Origin of the sequence: Clostridium sp. CM74B_53, from assembly GCF_036318045.1 — a bacterium.
Lineage (GTDB): Bacteria > Bacillota > Clostridia > Lachnospirales > Lachnospiraceae > Pilosibacter.
The window spans coordinates 71,040-85,800 of record NZ_JAWQDE010000006.1; the positions used below are offsets into that span (position 1 = coordinate 71,040).

The 14,761-nt window shown below is 50.3% G+C and carries 16 protein-coding genes and 1 tRNA gene; 6 read left to right on the forward strand and 11 right to left on the reverse strand.

The features are described 5' to 3' along the window. Positions 1-184: 184 nt before the first annotated feature. The 10 genes from V2546_RS06930 to V2546_RS06975 all read right to left on the reverse strand — a co-directional run bounded on the left by V2546_RS06930 (position 185) and on the right by V2546_RS06975 (position 9,596). Complete coding sequence (locus V2546_RS06930) at positions 185-904, reverse strand: TIGR01906 family membrane protein (RefSeq protein WP_329751922.1); 720 nt, start codon at positions 902-904, stop codon at positions 185-187. Further along, on the reverse strand, positions 901-1,521 hold the full coding sequence (locus V2546_RS06935; RefSeq protein WP_118531234.1) for a V-type ATP synthase subunit D: 621 nt from the start codon (positions 1,519-1,521) through the stop codon (positions 901-903). The genes V2546_RS06930 and V2546_RS06935 overlap by 4 nt, the downstream gene beginning before the upstream one ends. Before the next feature lie 12 nt (positions 1,522-1,533). Then, the gene (locus tag V2546_RS06940; protein ID WP_118531237.1) at positions 1,534-2,931 is read right to left on the reverse strand and encodes a V-type ATP synthase subunit B; all 1,398 of its coding nucleotides are present in this window, start codon (positions 2,929-2,931) and stop codon (positions 1,534-1,536) included. A 14-nt stretch (positions 2,932-2,945) separates the two neighbouring features. After that, positions 2,946-4,712: a V-type ATP synthase subunit A gene (locus tag V2546_RS06945; protein ID WP_117470999.1), complete on the reverse strand. Its 1,767-nt coding sequence runs from the start codon at positions 4,710-4,712 to the stop codon at positions 2,946-2,948. Between the two features lie 87 nt (positions 4,713-4,799). Beyond that, a complete protein-coding gene (locus V2546_RS06950; protein ID WP_346011192.1) occupies positions 4,800-5,381 on the reverse strand; it encodes a V-type ATP synthase subunit E in 582 nt (193 codons plus the stop codon). A gap of 73 nt (positions 5,382-5,454) precedes the next feature. Further along, a complete protein-coding gene (locus tag V2546_RS06955) occupies positions 5,455-5,763 on the reverse strand; it encodes a V-type ATP synthase subunit F (protein ID WP_118531239.1) in 309 nt (102 codons plus the stop codon). Positions 5,764-5,808: 45 nt separating this feature from the next. After that, entirely contained in the window at positions 5,809-6,240 is a 432-nt protein-coding gene (locus tag V2546_RS06960) for an ATP synthase subunit C (protein ID WP_015552854.1), read from the reverse strand. Between the two features lie 39 nt (positions 6,241-6,279). Next, a complete protein-coding gene (locus V2546_RS06965; protein WP_118531241.1) occupies positions 6,280-8,208 on the reverse strand; it encodes a V-type ATP synthase subunit I in 1,929 nt (642 codons plus the stop codon). Positions 8,209-8,225: 17 nt separating this feature from the next. After that, positions 8,226-9,281 carry a V-type ATPase subunit gene (locus V2546_RS06970; RefSeq protein ID WP_329751923.1) on the reverse strand — a complete coding sequence of 352 codons (1,056 nt, stop codon included), beginning with the start codon at positions 9,279-9,281 and terminating at the stop codon, positions 8,226-8,228. A 3-nt stretch (positions 9,282-9,284) separates the two neighbouring features. Beyond that, positions 9,285-9,596 carry a hypothetical protein gene (locus V2546_RS06975; protein ID WP_015552856.1) on the reverse strand — a complete coding sequence of 104 codons (312 nt, stop codon included), beginning with the start codon at positions 9,594-9,596 and terminating at the stop codon, positions 9,285-9,287. A 274-nt stretch (positions 9,597-9,870) separates the two neighbouring features. On the opposite strand from V2546_RS06975, the gene V2546_RS06980 reads away from it, so the two are divergent. After that, complete coding sequence (locus V2546_RS06980; protein WP_329751924.1) at positions 9,871-10,785, forward strand: LysR family transcriptional regulator; 915 nt, start codon at positions 9,871-9,873, stop codon at positions 10,783-10,785. Positions 10,786-10,902: 117 nt separating this feature from the next. Here V2546_RS06980 and V2546_RS06985 read toward each other — a convergent pair whose 3' ends face one another. After that, the gene (locus V2546_RS06985) at positions 10,903-11,709 is read right to left on the reverse strand and encodes an SH3 domain-containing protein (protein WP_329751925.1); all 807 of its coding nucleotides are present in this window, start codon (positions 11,707-11,709) and stop codon (positions 10,903-10,905) included. Between the two features lie 333 nt (positions 11,710-12,042). On the opposite strand from V2546_RS06985, the gene trmB reads away from it, so the two are divergent. The 5 genes from trmB (at position 12,043) to V2546_RS07010 (ending at position 14,728) form a co-directional block, all read left to right on the forward strand. Next, positions 12,043-12,708 (forward strand): tRNA (guanosine(46)-N7)-methyltransferase TrmB, encoded by a 666-nt coding sequence (trmB, locus tag V2546_RS06990; protein ID WP_118531249.1) that lies wholly within the window; start codon positions 12,043-12,045, stop codon positions 12,706-12,708. Positions 12,709-12,762: 54 nt separating this feature from the next. Further along, complete coding sequence (locus V2546_RS06995; protein WP_166462232.1) at positions 12,763-12,900, forward strand: hypothetical protein; 138 nt, start codon at positions 12,763-12,765, stop codon at positions 12,898-12,900. A gap of 16 nt (positions 12,901-12,916) precedes the next feature. After that, positions 12,917-13,234 (forward strand): thioredoxin, encoded by a 318-nt coding sequence (gene trxA / locus V2546_RS07000; RefSeq protein ID WP_215701937.1) that lies wholly within the window; start codon positions 12,917-12,919, stop codon positions 13,232-13,234. A 192-nt stretch (positions 13,235-13,426) separates the two neighbouring features. After that, positions 13,427-13,499 (forward strand) — tRNA-Lys (locus V2546_RS07005). Positions 13,500-13,759: 260 nt separating this feature from the next. Further along, a complete protein-coding gene (locus V2546_RS07010) occupies positions 13,760-14,728 on the forward strand; it encodes a P1 family peptidase (protein WP_015552862.1) in 969 nt (322 codons plus the stop codon). Positions 14,729-14,761: the final 33 nt, after the last annotated feature.

Below are 14,761 nucleotides of genomic sequence, written 5' to 3' on the forward strand. Positions count from 1 at the left end.
TGCCGCCATGTTTACCCGACGTGGCGGCTGTTTTGATGTCTTAAATCCCATCGGCACAGCCGATCAGGAATGGATTTTGCCTGTAATTGTGAAGGATTGAACGATCACAGTACTCGTACTATGGATTATAGCAGTTTGAAGACAGGGCTGCAACCGATAAATGATATAAAAAGAGCCGACAGATCTATCTGCCGGCTCTTTTATATAATACCAGATTTCCAACAAAAAATACCATAACGATCCCTGCAAACACCATCGCGATCCGGGCGGCGGTATCGAAAAAGAAACCTTCCGGAACGATGTTGATGAGCATGTCTGTGCGTGGATCGAGGACCCACAGATCATTGTTGAAAAAGATTTTGTGGAAAACAATGAAATATTTTGAAAAGTCTGTGGATATAATGCCGATCAGGGCCAGTGCTACGGCAAAGACCGCGCCGGTGCCGATACAGAGGGATTTCGGGATCAGGCGTTTTAACGCCGCAGTCCGCTCTGAGCTCTTATGCCCCCAGAAATAAGCCAGGGCCGCGAAGCATAGGGTGATCAGGATCCCGATCCGGCGGAGCCACAGGCCGCCGATGAAGAGTCCCCGCACGTCCTCCATGTGGGCAATCTCCCGGTCATTAAAAAATTCCCGGTATTCCCCGCCCATGGTGGTGTATACGTGAAGGTTTTCACGCTTTCCGCGAAGAAATGCCATCATTTCATCGGTAACGTCTAAAAGATCATCCATGGTCATCTCAGGAAGATCATTTAGAACCTGATATTTCGTGTATTCCTTCTCATAATATCCCGGCGTCCAGTAGGCGATCGCCTCCACGGACGTGATAAGGAACGCGATGATCAGCCAGAACGCGGTGAAGATCCCGGCGGCGTAGGTAATGGTCTTTGCTGTTTTTGTCATTTCGTGGTACTCCGTTTGATTACTTTTAGTCTTGTGAACTCCTCGCGGTCCTTTTCCTCCAGGGCGTTGGTGATGTCCTTCACAAGTGCCTGGTATGACGGGATCGTGATGTTCTTTAGTGCATTAGCCCGCTTCTGGGTCTTCTTAATGCTCTCGGCAAGACGGTAGGCGGATGTCTCCACGGTTGCGAGGTCTGCGGTCAGTTCCTTCACGCGCTCGAAGGCGATCCGCGCCTCGTCCAGCGAATCGCTGGTGCTGTAAAACGAATAAGGCGGTTTTTCATCTTTTGACGGTGTATACTCGACAAGCGGGATCTCCGTTCCCATGATGCTGCGCGCCTTGATCCGGATATCATTCGTGACGGGAAGTGAATCTGCGATCTCCTCCACATAGTGGATTCCCATCTCGATATTGGCCTTCTGGAGTGCCCGGTAGGCGGCGGTAAAAGTGGAATCGATCTCGGACTGGATCGCTTTTGCCTGATCGATCAGGCCCATAAGCTCCCGCAGCAAGATGTTCCTCTTTTTATCCATCAGTCCGTACCCCTGAGTCGCAAGGGCGAGGGAGTTTTTCGCAAGGATCAGATTTCCCTTGGTGGGGAATGTGTTCGGATTCATGAGATCCCCTCCTTATGAAGCGTCTGAAGCGGCGTCTGCAGGTTTATAATACTTGTCTAAGATCTTCGTGTCAATACGGTCGAGCTCTTCTCTCGGAAGAAGTCCTAAAAGCTCCCAGCCGATGTTTAAGGTGTCGATGATGGTACGATTGTCATGGATATCCTGTCCGATGAACCGTTTTTCAAATTCCCGGCCGAATTCCAGATATTTTTTATCGATCGGGGAGAGCTCATCTTCACCGATAACAGATGCGAGGGCTCTCGCGTCGCCCACCTTTGCGTAGCAGGAAAACAGCTGGTTTGCCACATCCTGATGATCTTCACGGGTAAATCCCTCACCGATGCCGTCCTTCATAAGACGGGACAGGGACGGAAGCACGCTGATCGGCGGGTAGATGGACTGACCGTTTAGGTTGCGGTCCAGAACGATCTGACCTTCTGTGATGTAACCGGTAAGGTCCGGGATCGGGTGGGTGATATCATCGTTCGGCATGGTAAGGATCGGGATCTGTGTGACAGATCCGTTGACTCCGGCGACAATTCCGGCGCGCTCATAGAGAGATGCCAGATCACTGTATAAGTATCCCGGATATCCCTTACGGGACGGGATCTCGCCCTTTGAGGAGGAGACCTCACGCAGCGCCTCAGCGTAGGAGGTCATATCCGTCAGGATGACCAGGATATGCATGCCTTTTTCAAATGCGAGGTATTCGGCAACTGTGAGGGCAACCTTCGGTGTGATCAGACGCTCGACGACCGGGTCATTTGCAAGATTGATAAACATGGCAACATGGTCCAGGACGCCGCTCTCACGGAAGGTACGTTCAAAGTATTCGGCAACATCGTACTTGACGCCCATAGCTGCGAATACGACGGCGAATTTTTCATCGGAATTGTCTCCCAGAGAGGACTGCATGACGATCTGCGCTGCCAGCTGGTCGTGGGGAAGTCCGTTTCCGGAGAAGATCGGGAGCTTCTGTCCGCGGATCAGGGTCATCAAACCGTCAATGGCGGAGATACCGGTACGGATGTAGTTACGCGGATATTCACGGGCCACCGGGTTTAACGGCTTTCCGTTTACATCCAGTTTTTTATCAGCTAAGATCGGTCCCAGACCGTCGATGGGATTTCCAAGACCGTCAAAGGTACGGCCTAACATATCGGCGGAGACGCCGATCTCCATCGGATGTCCGGTGAGACGGGTATGAGTGTTTTTCAATGCCATATTTCCGGTGCTCTCAAACACCTGGATTACGGCTTTATCCTCGTACGCCTCGATAATGCGTCCGAGCTTCTTTTCTTTTCCGTCGACGGTCATTTCCACGATTTCATCATAAGATGCCCCGGAAACGCCTTCGAGGACGGCAAGAGGGCCGTTTAAGGAACTAAGGCCAAGATATTCGACTGCCATTGTGATCTGCCTCCTTATGCGTTGCGCTCGATGACGGAATTGTAGAAGTCATCGATCTGCTTCTTATAGTCGTCAAACATGTCGAGACGGTCATTCGGGACGTCATATTTGATGGCAATGATCTTCTCAAAGATCTTTTCTTCTTTGAGGACGGATACCGGCATGCCCATGGCAACGAGGGCACGGGATTTTTTATAGAGATAAAGGATGATCTCCATCATCTTAAACTGCTTTTTCAGCGGAACGCAGGTATCTTCCTTATGGAAAGCGTTCTGCTGAAGGAAACCGAGACGGATAACCTTGGCGATCTCGAGAACGAGCTTCTGGTCATCAGGGAGAACATCGGATCCGATCAGTTTTACGATCTCCATCAGGCTGCTTTCCTGATTCAGGATCGTGACGAGCTGGTTACGGTAATTGACAAAGTTTTTATCCACATGCTCAGAGTACCAGGAAGAAAGATCCGTGAGGTATTCCGAGTAGCTGGTCAGCCATTGGATCGCCGGGAAGTGTCTCGCGTAGGCGAGGTTCTTATCAAGTCCCCAGAAGCAGCGGACGAAACGCTTGGTGTTCTGTGTGACCGGCTCGGAGAAATCGCCGCCCTGCGGGGATACGGCTCCGATGATGGATACGGAACCTTCCGTTCCGTTTAAGTTCTGGACCATTCCGGCACGCTCATAGAACTGGGACAGCCGGGATGCCAGATAAGCCGGGAAACCTTCCTCGGCCGGCATTTCCTCCAGACGGCCGGAGAGCTCACGGAGAGCCTCTGCCCAACGGGAGGTGGAGTCTGCCATGATCGCTACGTTGTATCCCATGTCGCGGTAGTATTCTGCAAGTGTCAGGCCGGAGTAAAGACTCGCCTCACGGGCGGCAACCGGCATGTTGGAGGTATTGGCGATCAACGTAGTCCGCTCCATCAGTGGGTTTCCACTCTTCGGGTCGATCAGCTCGCTGAATTCCTCCAGAACCTGTGTCATTTCATTTCCACGCTCGCCGCAGCCGATGTAGATGATGATATCGGCATCGGACCACTTGGCGATCTGGTGCTGGGTCATGGTCTTTCCGGTACCGAATCCGCCCGGGATCGCCGCCGTGCCGCCCTTTGCGAGCGGGAACAGGGTGTCAAGGATACGCTGTCCTGTGATCAGCGGTTTGGATGCCGGATAGCGCTTTACGGTCGGACGCGGGATGCGGATCGGCCATTTCTGTGTCATAGTGATCGCTTTTTCCGTTCCGTCCTTTGTCATGATCGTGAGCAGTGTATCATTGATCGTATATTCACCGTCGGAAACAACGGAGAGAACATCGCCCTCCAGATCCGGCGGGATCATGACTTTATGGGTAATGGCTCTCGTCTCCGGGACCTCCGCGATGATGGTGCCGCCGTAGACATGATCACCGCGCTTTACGGTCATGTGGGTCTGCCATTTCTTTTCTGTATCAAGGGATGTTACATGAACACCGCGGTCAATATAATAGCCGCTTGATTTTTTGATAGCGGCTAACGGACGTTCGATTCCATCAAAAATATTTGTGATGATGCCGGGGGCAAGTGTGACGGAGACAGGAGCTCCTGTTCCTGTGACCGGCTCTCCAGGCTTCAGACCTGTGGTCTCCTCATAGACCTCGATCGTTGTGCGTTCGGAGGTCAGTCCGATGACCTCGCCGACGAGGTTTGCCTCTCCGACGTAGACCATCTCATTCATCTGAAAACCGGAATCACCGGCAATATAGACGATCGGGCCGTTGATTCCGTAAATTGTGCCTTTTGCAGCCATGTTGATTTCCTCCAAAAATGTTATAAAAAGTAACTGTCCGGCAGGTCTGCGCGTGTACCGCGTTGCCCGCGGAAACGTATCGCACAGTTACAGTGAGAACTGGAAGTCCTGTTCAGCTTCTTTGATCTTCGTCTCAAAGGAGTTATCGATCAGGATATTTTTCGAGGCGATGACGGCCCGCGTGCCGCCGAGAAACGGGTACTGGCTGACGCGGATGTCGCAGTCGGTCCTTAAGGATAAAAGATTCTGCTTTTCCTTGTCGGACGGGTCGATATAGATGTGGATCTCACTGGATCCTGCAAATGCTTTTTCTTTTTTGATCTGCGCCTCTAAGAGTGCGTCATATTTCGGGGTCTCCATGAACCGCGCCAGTTTGTCGCGAAGCTCAGAGAAGACTTTTCCGCGGAGTTCCTCATCTTTTCTGCTGTAGGAACGGCGGATCTCGATCTGGCCTAAGGACAGGTTCTTGTTGGTCTCCCGTGCGATCCGCTCTTTTTCAGCAGCGATCTGCAATGCTGCCTGCTTTCTGGCGTTTTCTTTATGCTCATTCAGGATCTTTTCCTCATAAGCAGTATAATCAGAGACTGCCTGCTCGTATTTCTTTAATGCGTCGCCTGTGCAGATGTCTTCAAAATGCTGTAATTTTTCTTCGGTTGTCAAAGCAGCCACCTCCTTGATTCCAATATCGATCTGCAGCGGTTCCGGATCGCTGTCGCCTGCGGACGGAACCGCTGTGTGCATACTATAACTTTAGTCCGATCGCGTCATTTACATATGCCGTGATGAAATCGGGCCGCCGTCCTGTTCCGTGGCGGTCCGGGATTTCGATGAGAAGCGGCTTTTTATGTTCTGTGCGTACCGTCTTAACCAGCTCAGGATACTTCTTTCCGAGCGTTTCGGTGAGCAGGATGATCCCGATATTTTTGTCTTTTAACACTTCGTTCAACGCCTTTTCCAGCGTTCCTTTTTCGTTTGCGATCACACCGTCCACGCCCGCCAGCCGCATGCCGGTCAGCGTGTCAGTGTTATCGCTGATCAAATACATTCTCATAGCCGGTCTCCATTCCTGGTAATAGTTCAGCCATGCTGTCAGGCATTAAAGTTTACCGATGATCATGAAGGAGATGATAAGTCCGTACAGGCAGACACCTTCGGCAAGACCTACGAAGATAAGAGATTTACCAAGAATGGAGGAATCCTCACTGATAGCGCCAAGTGCTGCGGATGCTGCCGCGGAAACGGCAACGCCGCCGCCGATACAGGAAAGTCCGGTGGAAAGAGCAGCTGCGATGTAGCCCATACCGGTGGAGATGCCGCCGGCTGCAGCTGTGGACTCGGCTGCGAATGCAGTGCCGCCAAAGAGTACGCAGACGGCGAAGAGCATGGTTCCGAAGAACATTACGGTGTTGGCTGCGAGGGCTGTTTTATAGCGTCCTTTTGTCTTTTCACCTGCGGCGAAAGCTCCGAAGGGGACAGCAATGCTGAAGATAAGTGCAACGGTTAAAAGAAGTTTTACTGCGATTGTCATGACGATGACCTCCTAAAATCTGTATTTTACCATTTATTTTTATTTCTCGTAGAACGGTTTAAATTCCCGGCCGCTTCCCTTATAGAACCGGCTGAACAGCTCGTAGTACTCGAGACGGAGTACCTGGATCCCGACGATCAGGCCCTCCATGCCGCACACGAACAGGTTTCCGAGAACAATGACCGGTATGGACGGTGCTCCGGTTTCTGCGCCTGCGAGCATTAAAACAACCTGCATCATGGCTGCATGGCTGACGGCGAATGCACCCACACGGACGAAGGAAAGCGTGTTGGAGAAGTAGCTTAAGAGTACCTCAAACAGCTCGAAAAATCCCTGTGTGATGAACATTCCCACGCCACCGGAGATCTTCTCAGATTTCTTTTCCAGAACTGCTGTGAGCGGTTCCTTAAAGAACATCACGAGAAGCGGCAGGACGAACATGATGATCAGGATCGCTGCCGCCGGAAGTGTATGTCCGCTCATGAACATCACGATGGTGGCTGCAAGACTGAAATAAAAGACAAAGCCTGCGAGACCGTTTGTATCGAACCAGGTCTTTTCGGTGTCATGGTTCTTAAAGCTCGTAGTCATGTTTAAGATCATCGTAAAGAGGATGACTCCCATGCCGAGAGCAATGGCAACGACGAACACGGTGTTCAGACGACCCACAAACGGAAGATCCGTCATGGCTTCGGTAGGCTTTAACCACAGCGCCGGGATCACATCTTCAAATCCGAAGACGCTTCCGAAGAGGCATCCGAAGATCGTTGAGAAGAATCCGCAGCAGGAGATGATGGCTGCCAGATCGATTTTTTTGAACTTATAGAGCAGGAAACCTCCGATCAGAAGGACAAGTCCCTGTCCCGCATCTCCGAACATGAAGCCGAAGAAGATGGAGTAGGTGATGGCGATCAGAAGCGTCGGATCAAACTCGTCGTAGGACGGAAGTCCGTACATCTTTACGAACATCTCAAACGGCCGCAGCAGCGGAATGTTTTTTAACTTGGTGGGCGGAATGCTGGTCACGTGCTCTTTGCTGTCTTCTAAGACGAAGAATGTGTCCGCGTCCTTTGCGAGGTCCCTGTGGAGAGCTTCCGCGTCCTCTTTTGTCATCCAGCCGCAGAGAATGTAGAACGGATGATCCTTATCATGGGTGCATGCCGCATACTTTCTCACATTGAAGTTTGCTTCATAGGATTTCAGCACCTGGCTGGCATCCCGGAGACTGGTCTGTCTCGTCAGCAGGTACCCGGAATCTTTTGCGTCCAGAGCCTGTTCCTTTGCTTTCAGATTTGCAAGCTCGTTTTCCAGACGTTCGACCTCGGTCTTCGGGGTTCCGGCGTACTCATCCGGGAGATAGATCCTCTCGAACTGCAGGGACGAGAAGACGGTGTCGATCCGGTCGGAGGTGATATCCGGTGTGAAGTAGAGCAAAGAAATATAGTGGTCTGATTCGTGGCATTTGAACAGGATCGTCTCATCCGAGCGGTCGGCGAATGCCTGAAGCTGCGGGAAGCTTTCCTTTCTGATGCGTCCGAACCGGTATTTGATGTGCTTCAGCTTCAGAATTGCCGGAATATCGAAGTCCAGTTCCACATACAGGCGTACCTGCTCCAACAGGGAAGAGACTTCTTTTTCTTTTGCCTTTAAGGACTCCCGCTCCCCATCGGAGGCGGCGAGCTCCGTATCCATGTCATTTACAAGTGTGATGGCGTTCTCCACGGGCATTGTTCCGGTGGAAATCTCCTGCTGTTTTGCGCCGGGACAGGAAGCGAGAAGTTTCTGCGCTTTCTGAAGCGGTTCCCGGTATGGATTGGTTCCGGGATATGGTTCTAATTTTGATGCGGATCTTAATTCGGTCAGCGCGTTTTCCAGCTGGATCTCATAGTGGGAGAGATACTGGTTGACCATTCGGTCCAGATCGTTCTTTGGCCCGGAGATGCTGACGAATTTCATTTTTTCGATCACAGAGCATACCCCCTTTTCTAACTTTCTGCCAGGCAGGTGAGAATTTCTGAACTGCCAAGGCTGTAACGGATCCCCTCAACGGTGGTGATGATTTTTCTGATCTCTTCTTCCTTAAAATAGAAGTAGCTGTTTAACGCAGCCGCGGAATATGGATCATTCCGTCCGGATTTGCTGTACACAGCATCCAGAAGCGCCCGGAACAGGGAATGCAGTTCCGGATTCTCCTGCTGTTCGACGGATGCCAGAAAGATCCGGTTTCCGTAGCGGGTCCCCTTTAGGATCCGGTCAAATTCCTCTATAGACGGCGCTTCGGCAAGCTCCCTTGCCTGAGACTTTTTTAAACGGTGCCATACGGGGATCAGAAGCTCCATAATGGCATCGGCAGATAATTTGTAGTGGCGTTTCGCTCTTGCGAGCCATTCAATATTTAAAAGATCGATCTTTTCACCGGCACAGTCGGCGATGGCCTCCCGGTCGTCTTTTGAAAGCTGGTCTTTTAAATTTTTCCAGAAACGGATGAAGTACAGGATGTCCAGAGCAGATTCGAACTCAGACAGGGAAGTGATGCCCTGATCCTTTAAGTCCTTTAACGGACCATAATAAGGGGTGTTCTGAATGCTGTCCAGATATTCGTCCAGATCTTTTGAATCAGTCAGAGCGGTGAAATCCAGGTGGGAGTGCTTTCGGAAGAAGGGCTCAAAGCTCTTAAAGTTCAAATCTGAGCGTTTTCCGGAAACCGCGTCCCTCAGACACCGTTTCATGACATCGATCTCGAAATGGAGAAAGTAGAGATCCAGAAATTTTCTCTGGGTTCCGTTTGCGAATCGGAACAGCCTTGAGAAATCACCGTAGAGGGAGTGCCACAAAAGCTCTTCGATCTTACTTCTGTGGAGTTCCTCATTTTCGACACCGGAAAAAACATCCCTATAGGCGGGAGAACTTTTCAGGTATTCGACGGCAGCCGGTACATTCTCCATTCCCGCGAGGACCGAGAACTCATCATCCGTGAGGAAATGCCCGCGCATCGCGGCAAGCTTGGCAGCGATCGCACTGTAAGTGATGAGACTTCCCATAGATCACACCTCGGTCATAGAACGGAAGAGGGAGTCCACATACCAGGAATGCTTTTCTTCGTAATGCTGTTCCAGGCGGGCGATCTGGTCACCGGCGGCGGTTTTCTGCCTGTCAAGCTCCGCGGCGGCTTCTGCCTCCATTTTCTGGCGCATGGACTGGATCTCCAGTTCGGTTTCATGATTCAGCTCCTCGTCAAACTGTTTCGTCTTTGCCTCATATTCTGCTGCAAGAGTTTTTTTCTTGTCGGCAGCGCCGTCTAAGATCGCGACAGTCTTTTCTTCGATCTGGGAGAGCTGATTGATGATATTGTTCATTGATTTGTCTCCTTTCTGAGAAGGATTTTCCCTCATCCAGGGGGATGGGGCCAGATACCCGGGAATTTTATGCGGTAAAATTCAAGTCAGGTTTTCCTGGGTGTCTGACCCCGATAACATCATAATATAACTTGAAAATCAGGAATTTCAAATATATAATAATTATGCTGTTATAACATGAATGTTATAATAATCGAAAAATGCTATAAATGAACAAAAAATTAGCACAAAATTAACAAGATCGTTAAGGCGCGAAAGAAAAAGGGGGAATGATATGGAAATCCAGCAGTTTCGGTATTTTTTGGCGGCAGCGCGGTATGAAAATCTGACAAAAGCGGCAGAAGATCTGCATATTGCCCAGCCGGCATTGTCCCAGTCCATCAAGCGTCTGGAGACGGAGCTCGGCGTAAGCCTTTTTGACCGGAAAAATCACCGGATCGAGCTCAACGAACAGGGGAAACTCCTGAAAAAACGCCTGATCCCGATTCTGGAATCCATCGATAATCTAAAGGATGAGCTCTGGGAGTCGGTTTATTCATCAGAGCGCACGATCTATTTAAATTTCCTGTCTGCGTCGAACCTCATTACGAACAGTATTATTTCCTATCGGGCCCTGAAACCGGATGTCCAGTTTCAGGTATCCCAGCTTGAGATGACGGAGAACTGTGATATCCATATCGAATCAAGGATCGCTATATCTGTGACGCCTCCGCATCCGCAGGAACTTCCGGATGGTGTGGTAAGACGGGAATATCTGCGGGAGGAGATTTTTCTGGCAGTGCCGCCGGATTCAAAGTTTGCGAAGCATAAGACCGTCGATCTGCGGGAAGTGAAGGAAGAAAATTTCATCCGTCTCGGAAACGGCTGGCAGCTCCGCGGGATCTGCGATGATTTCTGCAGGAGAGCGGGGATCCGTCCTCAGGCGGTGTTCGAGAGCAACAGTCCGGAGTCGGTGCGAAACCTGATCGCGGCAGGGCTTGGAATCGGCTTCTGGCCGGAAAAAGCCTGGGGTGGAAAGCCGGGGCACGGTGTTGTCCTGATCCCGATCCGTTACCCGAATTGCAGGCGGGATCTTGTGGTCACAGTGTTTGAGCAGGCGAAAAATAAGCCGGTGGTGGATGAGTTTGTGAATTATTTCTGTAAGTATTTTGAGAAAGACCCATCGGGGATGGGAGATGTGACGGTGTAAGAATGTAGTATAAATGAAAAAAGAACTCTGAAGTCAGCAATAGGGCGGGATCCATCGGAATCCCGCCCTAAATATTGGCTTTAGAGCTTTTTTTGAATTTTATATTCCAATAAGTTATTACTCCGCTGTTAGAAATTCCTTCGCGACATAGGCTTCCTGTCCGTTGTACTTGATGACGGCCCAGGTATCGTCGTGGTCGCGGAGATATTCAACGGATGCGCCCGGGTCCAGTTTTCCGATGCGGTCCGCGTCGGTGGACGGTTCTTTGCGGACGTTTAAGGTCGTTGTTGTCTTGTAGGAGGAGCCGGAAGTTGTGCTCTCCGGTTCGGTCTCCGAGACTGTGGTCTCTGCTGCTTCCGTTGTGATCACTGGTGCGGAGGTCTCCTCTGTAGCCGGTTTCTTCGGCGTGAGGACACGGATCAGGACGATCAGGATGATCACGAGGACGATCGGGACGACAAACTTTAAGAGGTCTGTGGGCTGGATGCCACTTCCGGAGCGCCCGAAACCGGAAGCTCGTCTTGACTGCTGGGAACGGGCCCCGGACGGGCGTCTGCCGCGGGCCGCTTTTCCGTTGTCTGCAAAGGAGTAGATCTCCTGGGACAGCACGTGGTAGGCCTGGTTTGCATTGTAGGCACCGTTATCGCCGTTTTTGGCGGCTTTTGTGCCGATGTCGTAGATCTGTAAGTAGTGCTCGGCGGTGGACTTTGAGATCCAGCCGTTGTTGTAGAGCTCGCGGATCATAGAGTCCATGGAGCCTTCCATGATCCCCGACTGTTCACATTGGAGCTTAACCATGTATTCTACGGTCTGTTTTGCCTTGATCATGGACTGGTTGTATTTTTTCTGTCCTATGAGACGCTCGGTCTCCTGAACATTCTGACGGATCTTATCCCATCCGTTAGGAATGTCGTTTCTTGCCATATAAATCCCTCCGTTTTATGTATTTTAACGGCGCGTGAAGGTGAAAATCCGGTGCCGGTGAAGGTGCCGGATACTCACAGATGCCGTTTTCTTCTATGTAATGCTGTGCGCCTGATGAAACGATCGCAGACACGAAAAGAGCGATTTTGTCAGCCATTATCTTTATTATACTGGAACAGTAGGAAAATTGCACGAAAAATTTTTGAACAATTTAAGAATTCTCTGTTTCCAAAAGATATATTGAAAGAAAAATTCTGCGCGTCACTGTTACCTTGCAAAATAAGGCTTTCAATGATAAAATGATACACAAGCAATATCAGGAGGAAATACATTATGAGATTACGCCATATCAAAGGCGCTGAAGAAGAGATTGCTGAGAGCCCATATGTGGTCCAGGATCCGCAGTCACTGAAAGGAAGGTGGCATGAATTTTTTGGAAACGATAATCCGATCCGCATTGAGGTCGGAATGGGAAAAGGAAAATTCATCATGGAGCTTGCCCAGATGAATCCGGATATCAATTACGTGGGAATCGAGCGTTACTCCAGCGTTCTGCTTCGCGGACTTCAGAAGCGCGCGGAGCTGGAGCTTTCTAATATTTATTTTATGAGGATCGATGCCTTAGAGCTTACGGAGGTGTTCGCGGAGAATGAGGTGGAGCGGATCTACTTAAACTTCTCGGATCCGTGGCCGAAGGACCGCCACGCGAAGCGCCGTCTGACATCGGACCGTTTCCTTGCCGTGTATGATAAGATTTTACAGCCGGACGGAATCATCGAGTTTAAGACTGATAATCAGGACCTGTTCCGCTATTCGTTAGAATCCATTCCGGAGGCAGGCTGGCAGGTGACATCCCATACATTTGATCTTCACCACAGTGATATGGCCGAGGGAAATGTTATGACAGAGTACGAGACGAAGTTCTCCGCGGAGGGCAAGCCGATCTGTAAGCTGACGGCCTGTCGCGACAAGAAGGTTACCGCAAAACAGGCTGAATAAGCCGGGAATGTCTGCATATATTAAATGAGAAATGGCAAAAAGGCTGTGTGACGGATGAGTATGTGGACATGTCTGAAGCGGTGGCTCGCGCAGACAACCTGCGACAAGACAGAACTGAACCGGAAGATTATCCGGGTCAAGAAGTGTTTTGACGAGGCGAACGCTGTGGTCTGCGGCAAAAAGAAAAAATAAAAAAGGAGAAAATAACATGGAAGCAGTATTTACAAGCGCAAATTTTGATGTTGATGTTCTGGGATCCGATATCCCGGTAGTTGTGGATTTCTTTGCGACATGGTGCGGCCCGTGCCGTATGATGGCTCCGGTGATCGAAGAGCTCGCTGAGGAGTACGACGGAAAAGTAAAGATCGGCAAACTCGATGTAGACGAGAACAGTGATATTGCTGCCCGCTACGGAGTTATGTCTATCCCGACGATCATCCTTTTTAAGAACGGAGAAGTTTTTTCCAAGAGCGTTGGACTTCAGGATAAAGAAGTTCTGGAAAATGCGATCAAAGAGATGTTGTAGGAAATATAATGGAAAAGCCGGCAAACCCGCATGTTTGCTGGCTTTTTTAATCGTTTTATTTGTACCTGTTTTTTGAAAAACAAAAAAATTAAAAAAATTTCAAAAAAGGTGTTGACTTTTTTCTTGGTTTATCCTATAATACAAAACGTGCCACGGATGAGGCAAACAAAACAAAGAAAAACAACAAACCAAGCACCTTTAGCTCAGCTGGTAGAGCAGTAGACTCTTAATCTATTTGTCCAGGGTTCGAATCCCTGAAGGTGCACGAAAAAAAGCACTGTTTTAGCGGATGATAAGCCGCCGGGACGGTGTTTTTTGTTACACTGATATCGAATCATTCAATAATCATATCATTCGTTCAAATACTTGTTACCCGTTATATATTCCCGATTTTATGATTTTAATTTAATTTAAAAATGTGATATACTATATAAATAGAAGAAGTGTATGAAAAATTTACCAACAGGATCCTCATTTAGGGGATCCTGTTTCGGAATCACAGGTAATTAAAGGGAGATTAAAAGGATGAAAGAAATCAAAATCACAGAGATCGAAAACATCAGGATCGGCAGCGCAGAGAATAAAGAAGCGGGGACCGGGTGTACGGTTATTATCTGCGAGCGTGGAGCGGCAGCTGGGCTGGATGTGCGTGGGGGCGGTCCGGCATCCAGGGAATCAGAGCTTTTAAAGCCTATGGCGGCAGCTGACGTGATCCAGGCAGTTTTACTCAGCGGCGGCAGCGCGTTCGGTCTGGACGCGGCAGGCGGCGTTATGGAGTATCTGGAAGAGCGCGGGATCGGCTTTGATGTGGGAATCACGAAGGTGCCGCTTGTATGCGAGTCCTGCCTGTTTGACCTGATGGTCGGGGATTTTAAGACGAGACCGGATAAGGCCATGGGATACGCGGCGTGTGAGGGCGCGGAGAAGAATAATTATCAGGATGGAAACTTCGGCGCTGGAACAGGTGCGTCCGTCGGAAAGCTGGGGGACAAGTCTCTCTGCATGAAGGGCGGAATCGGAAGCTATGCGGTGCAGATTGGGGATCTGAAGGTCGGCGCAATCGTCGCGGTGAATGCGAGAGGCGATATCTATGACTGGAAGGACGGAAAGAAGGTCGCCGGTCTTTTAAATGCGGACAGGAAGACATTTGCGGACACAGAAGAAGCCGTTTATAAGAGCTATGAAGTGGTCAAGAACAAGTTCACCGGCGCGACAGAGAATACGACCATCGGTGCGGTGATCACGAACGCGGCATTCCCGAAGAGCAGCCTCTGCAAGATCGCCGGGATGGCCCACGACGGCTATGCGCGGGCGATCCGTCCTGTTCATACCTCTTCCGACGGAGACAGCATCTACGCGCTGTCTGTGGGCGATGTGAAGGCAGATCAGGATATGGTCGGAACCCTCGGTGCCCAGGTTATGGCGGAGGCGATCCTGAGGGCTGTGAGGAGCGCGGAGTCGGCCTACGGACTTGTTGGAGCAAAGGATTTGTAAAAAAGAGCGAAAAAGAGCGGCTGCCCGGCAAAG

Excerpts from the sequence above, each read along its gene's own strand:
- V2546_RS06995 (WP_166462232.1), top strand. The coding sequence starts at position 12,763 with ATGAGTATGTGGACATGTCTGAAGCGGTGGCTCGCGCAGACAACCTGC.
- V2546_RS06970 (WP_329751923.1), bottom strand. The coding sequence starts at position 9,281 with ATGGGAAGTCTCATCACTTACAGTGCGATCGCTGCCAAGCTTGCCGCG.
- V2546_RS06975 (WP_015552856.1), bottom strand. The coding sequence starts at position 9,596 with ATGAACAATATCATCAATCAGCTCTCCCAGATCGAAGAAAAGACTGTC.
- trmB (WP_118531249.1), top strand. The coding sequence starts at position 12,043 with ATGAGATTACGCCATATCAAAGGCGCTGAAGAAGAGATTGCTGAGAGC.
- trxA (WP_215701937.1), top strand. The coding sequence starts at position 12,917 with ATGGAAGCAGTATTTACAAGCGCAAATTTTGATGTTGATGTTCTGGGA.
- V2546_RS07010 (WP_015552862.1), top strand. The coding sequence starts at position 13,760 with ATGAAAGAAATCAAAATCACAGAGATCGAAAACATCAGGATCGGCAGC.
- V2546_RS06960 (WP_015552854.1), bottom strand. The coding sequence starts at position 6,240 with ATGACAATCGCAGTAAAACTTCTTTTAACCGTTGCACTTATCTTCAGC.
- V2546_RS06935 (WP_118531234.1), bottom strand. The coding sequence starts at position 1,521 with ATGAATCCGAACACATTCCCCACCAAGGGAAATCTGATCCTTGCGAAA.
- V2546_RS06930 (WP_329751922.1), bottom strand. The coding sequence starts at position 904 with ATGACAAAAACAGCAAAGACCATTACCTACGCCGCCGGGATCTTCACC.
- V2546_RS06945 (WP_117470999.1), bottom strand. The coding sequence starts at position 4,712 with ATGGCTGCAAAAGGCACAATTTACGGAATCAACGGCCCGATCGTCTAT.
- V2546_RS06955 (WP_118531239.1), bottom strand. The coding sequence starts at position 5,763 with ATGAGAATGTATTTGATCAGCGATAACACTGACACGCTGACCGGCATG.
- V2546_RS06980 (WP_329751924.1), top strand. The coding sequence starts at position 9,871 with ATGGAAATCCAGCAGTTTCGGTATTTTTTGGCGGCAGCGCGGTATGAA.
- V2546_RS06940 (WP_118531237.1), bottom strand. The coding sequence starts at position 2,931 with ATGGCAGTCGAATATCTTGGCCTTAGTTCCTTAAACGGCCCTCTTGCC.
- V2546_RS06985 (WP_329751925.1), bottom strand. The coding sequence starts at position 11,709 with ATGGCAAGAAACGACATTCCTAACGGATGGGATAAGATCCGTCAGAAT.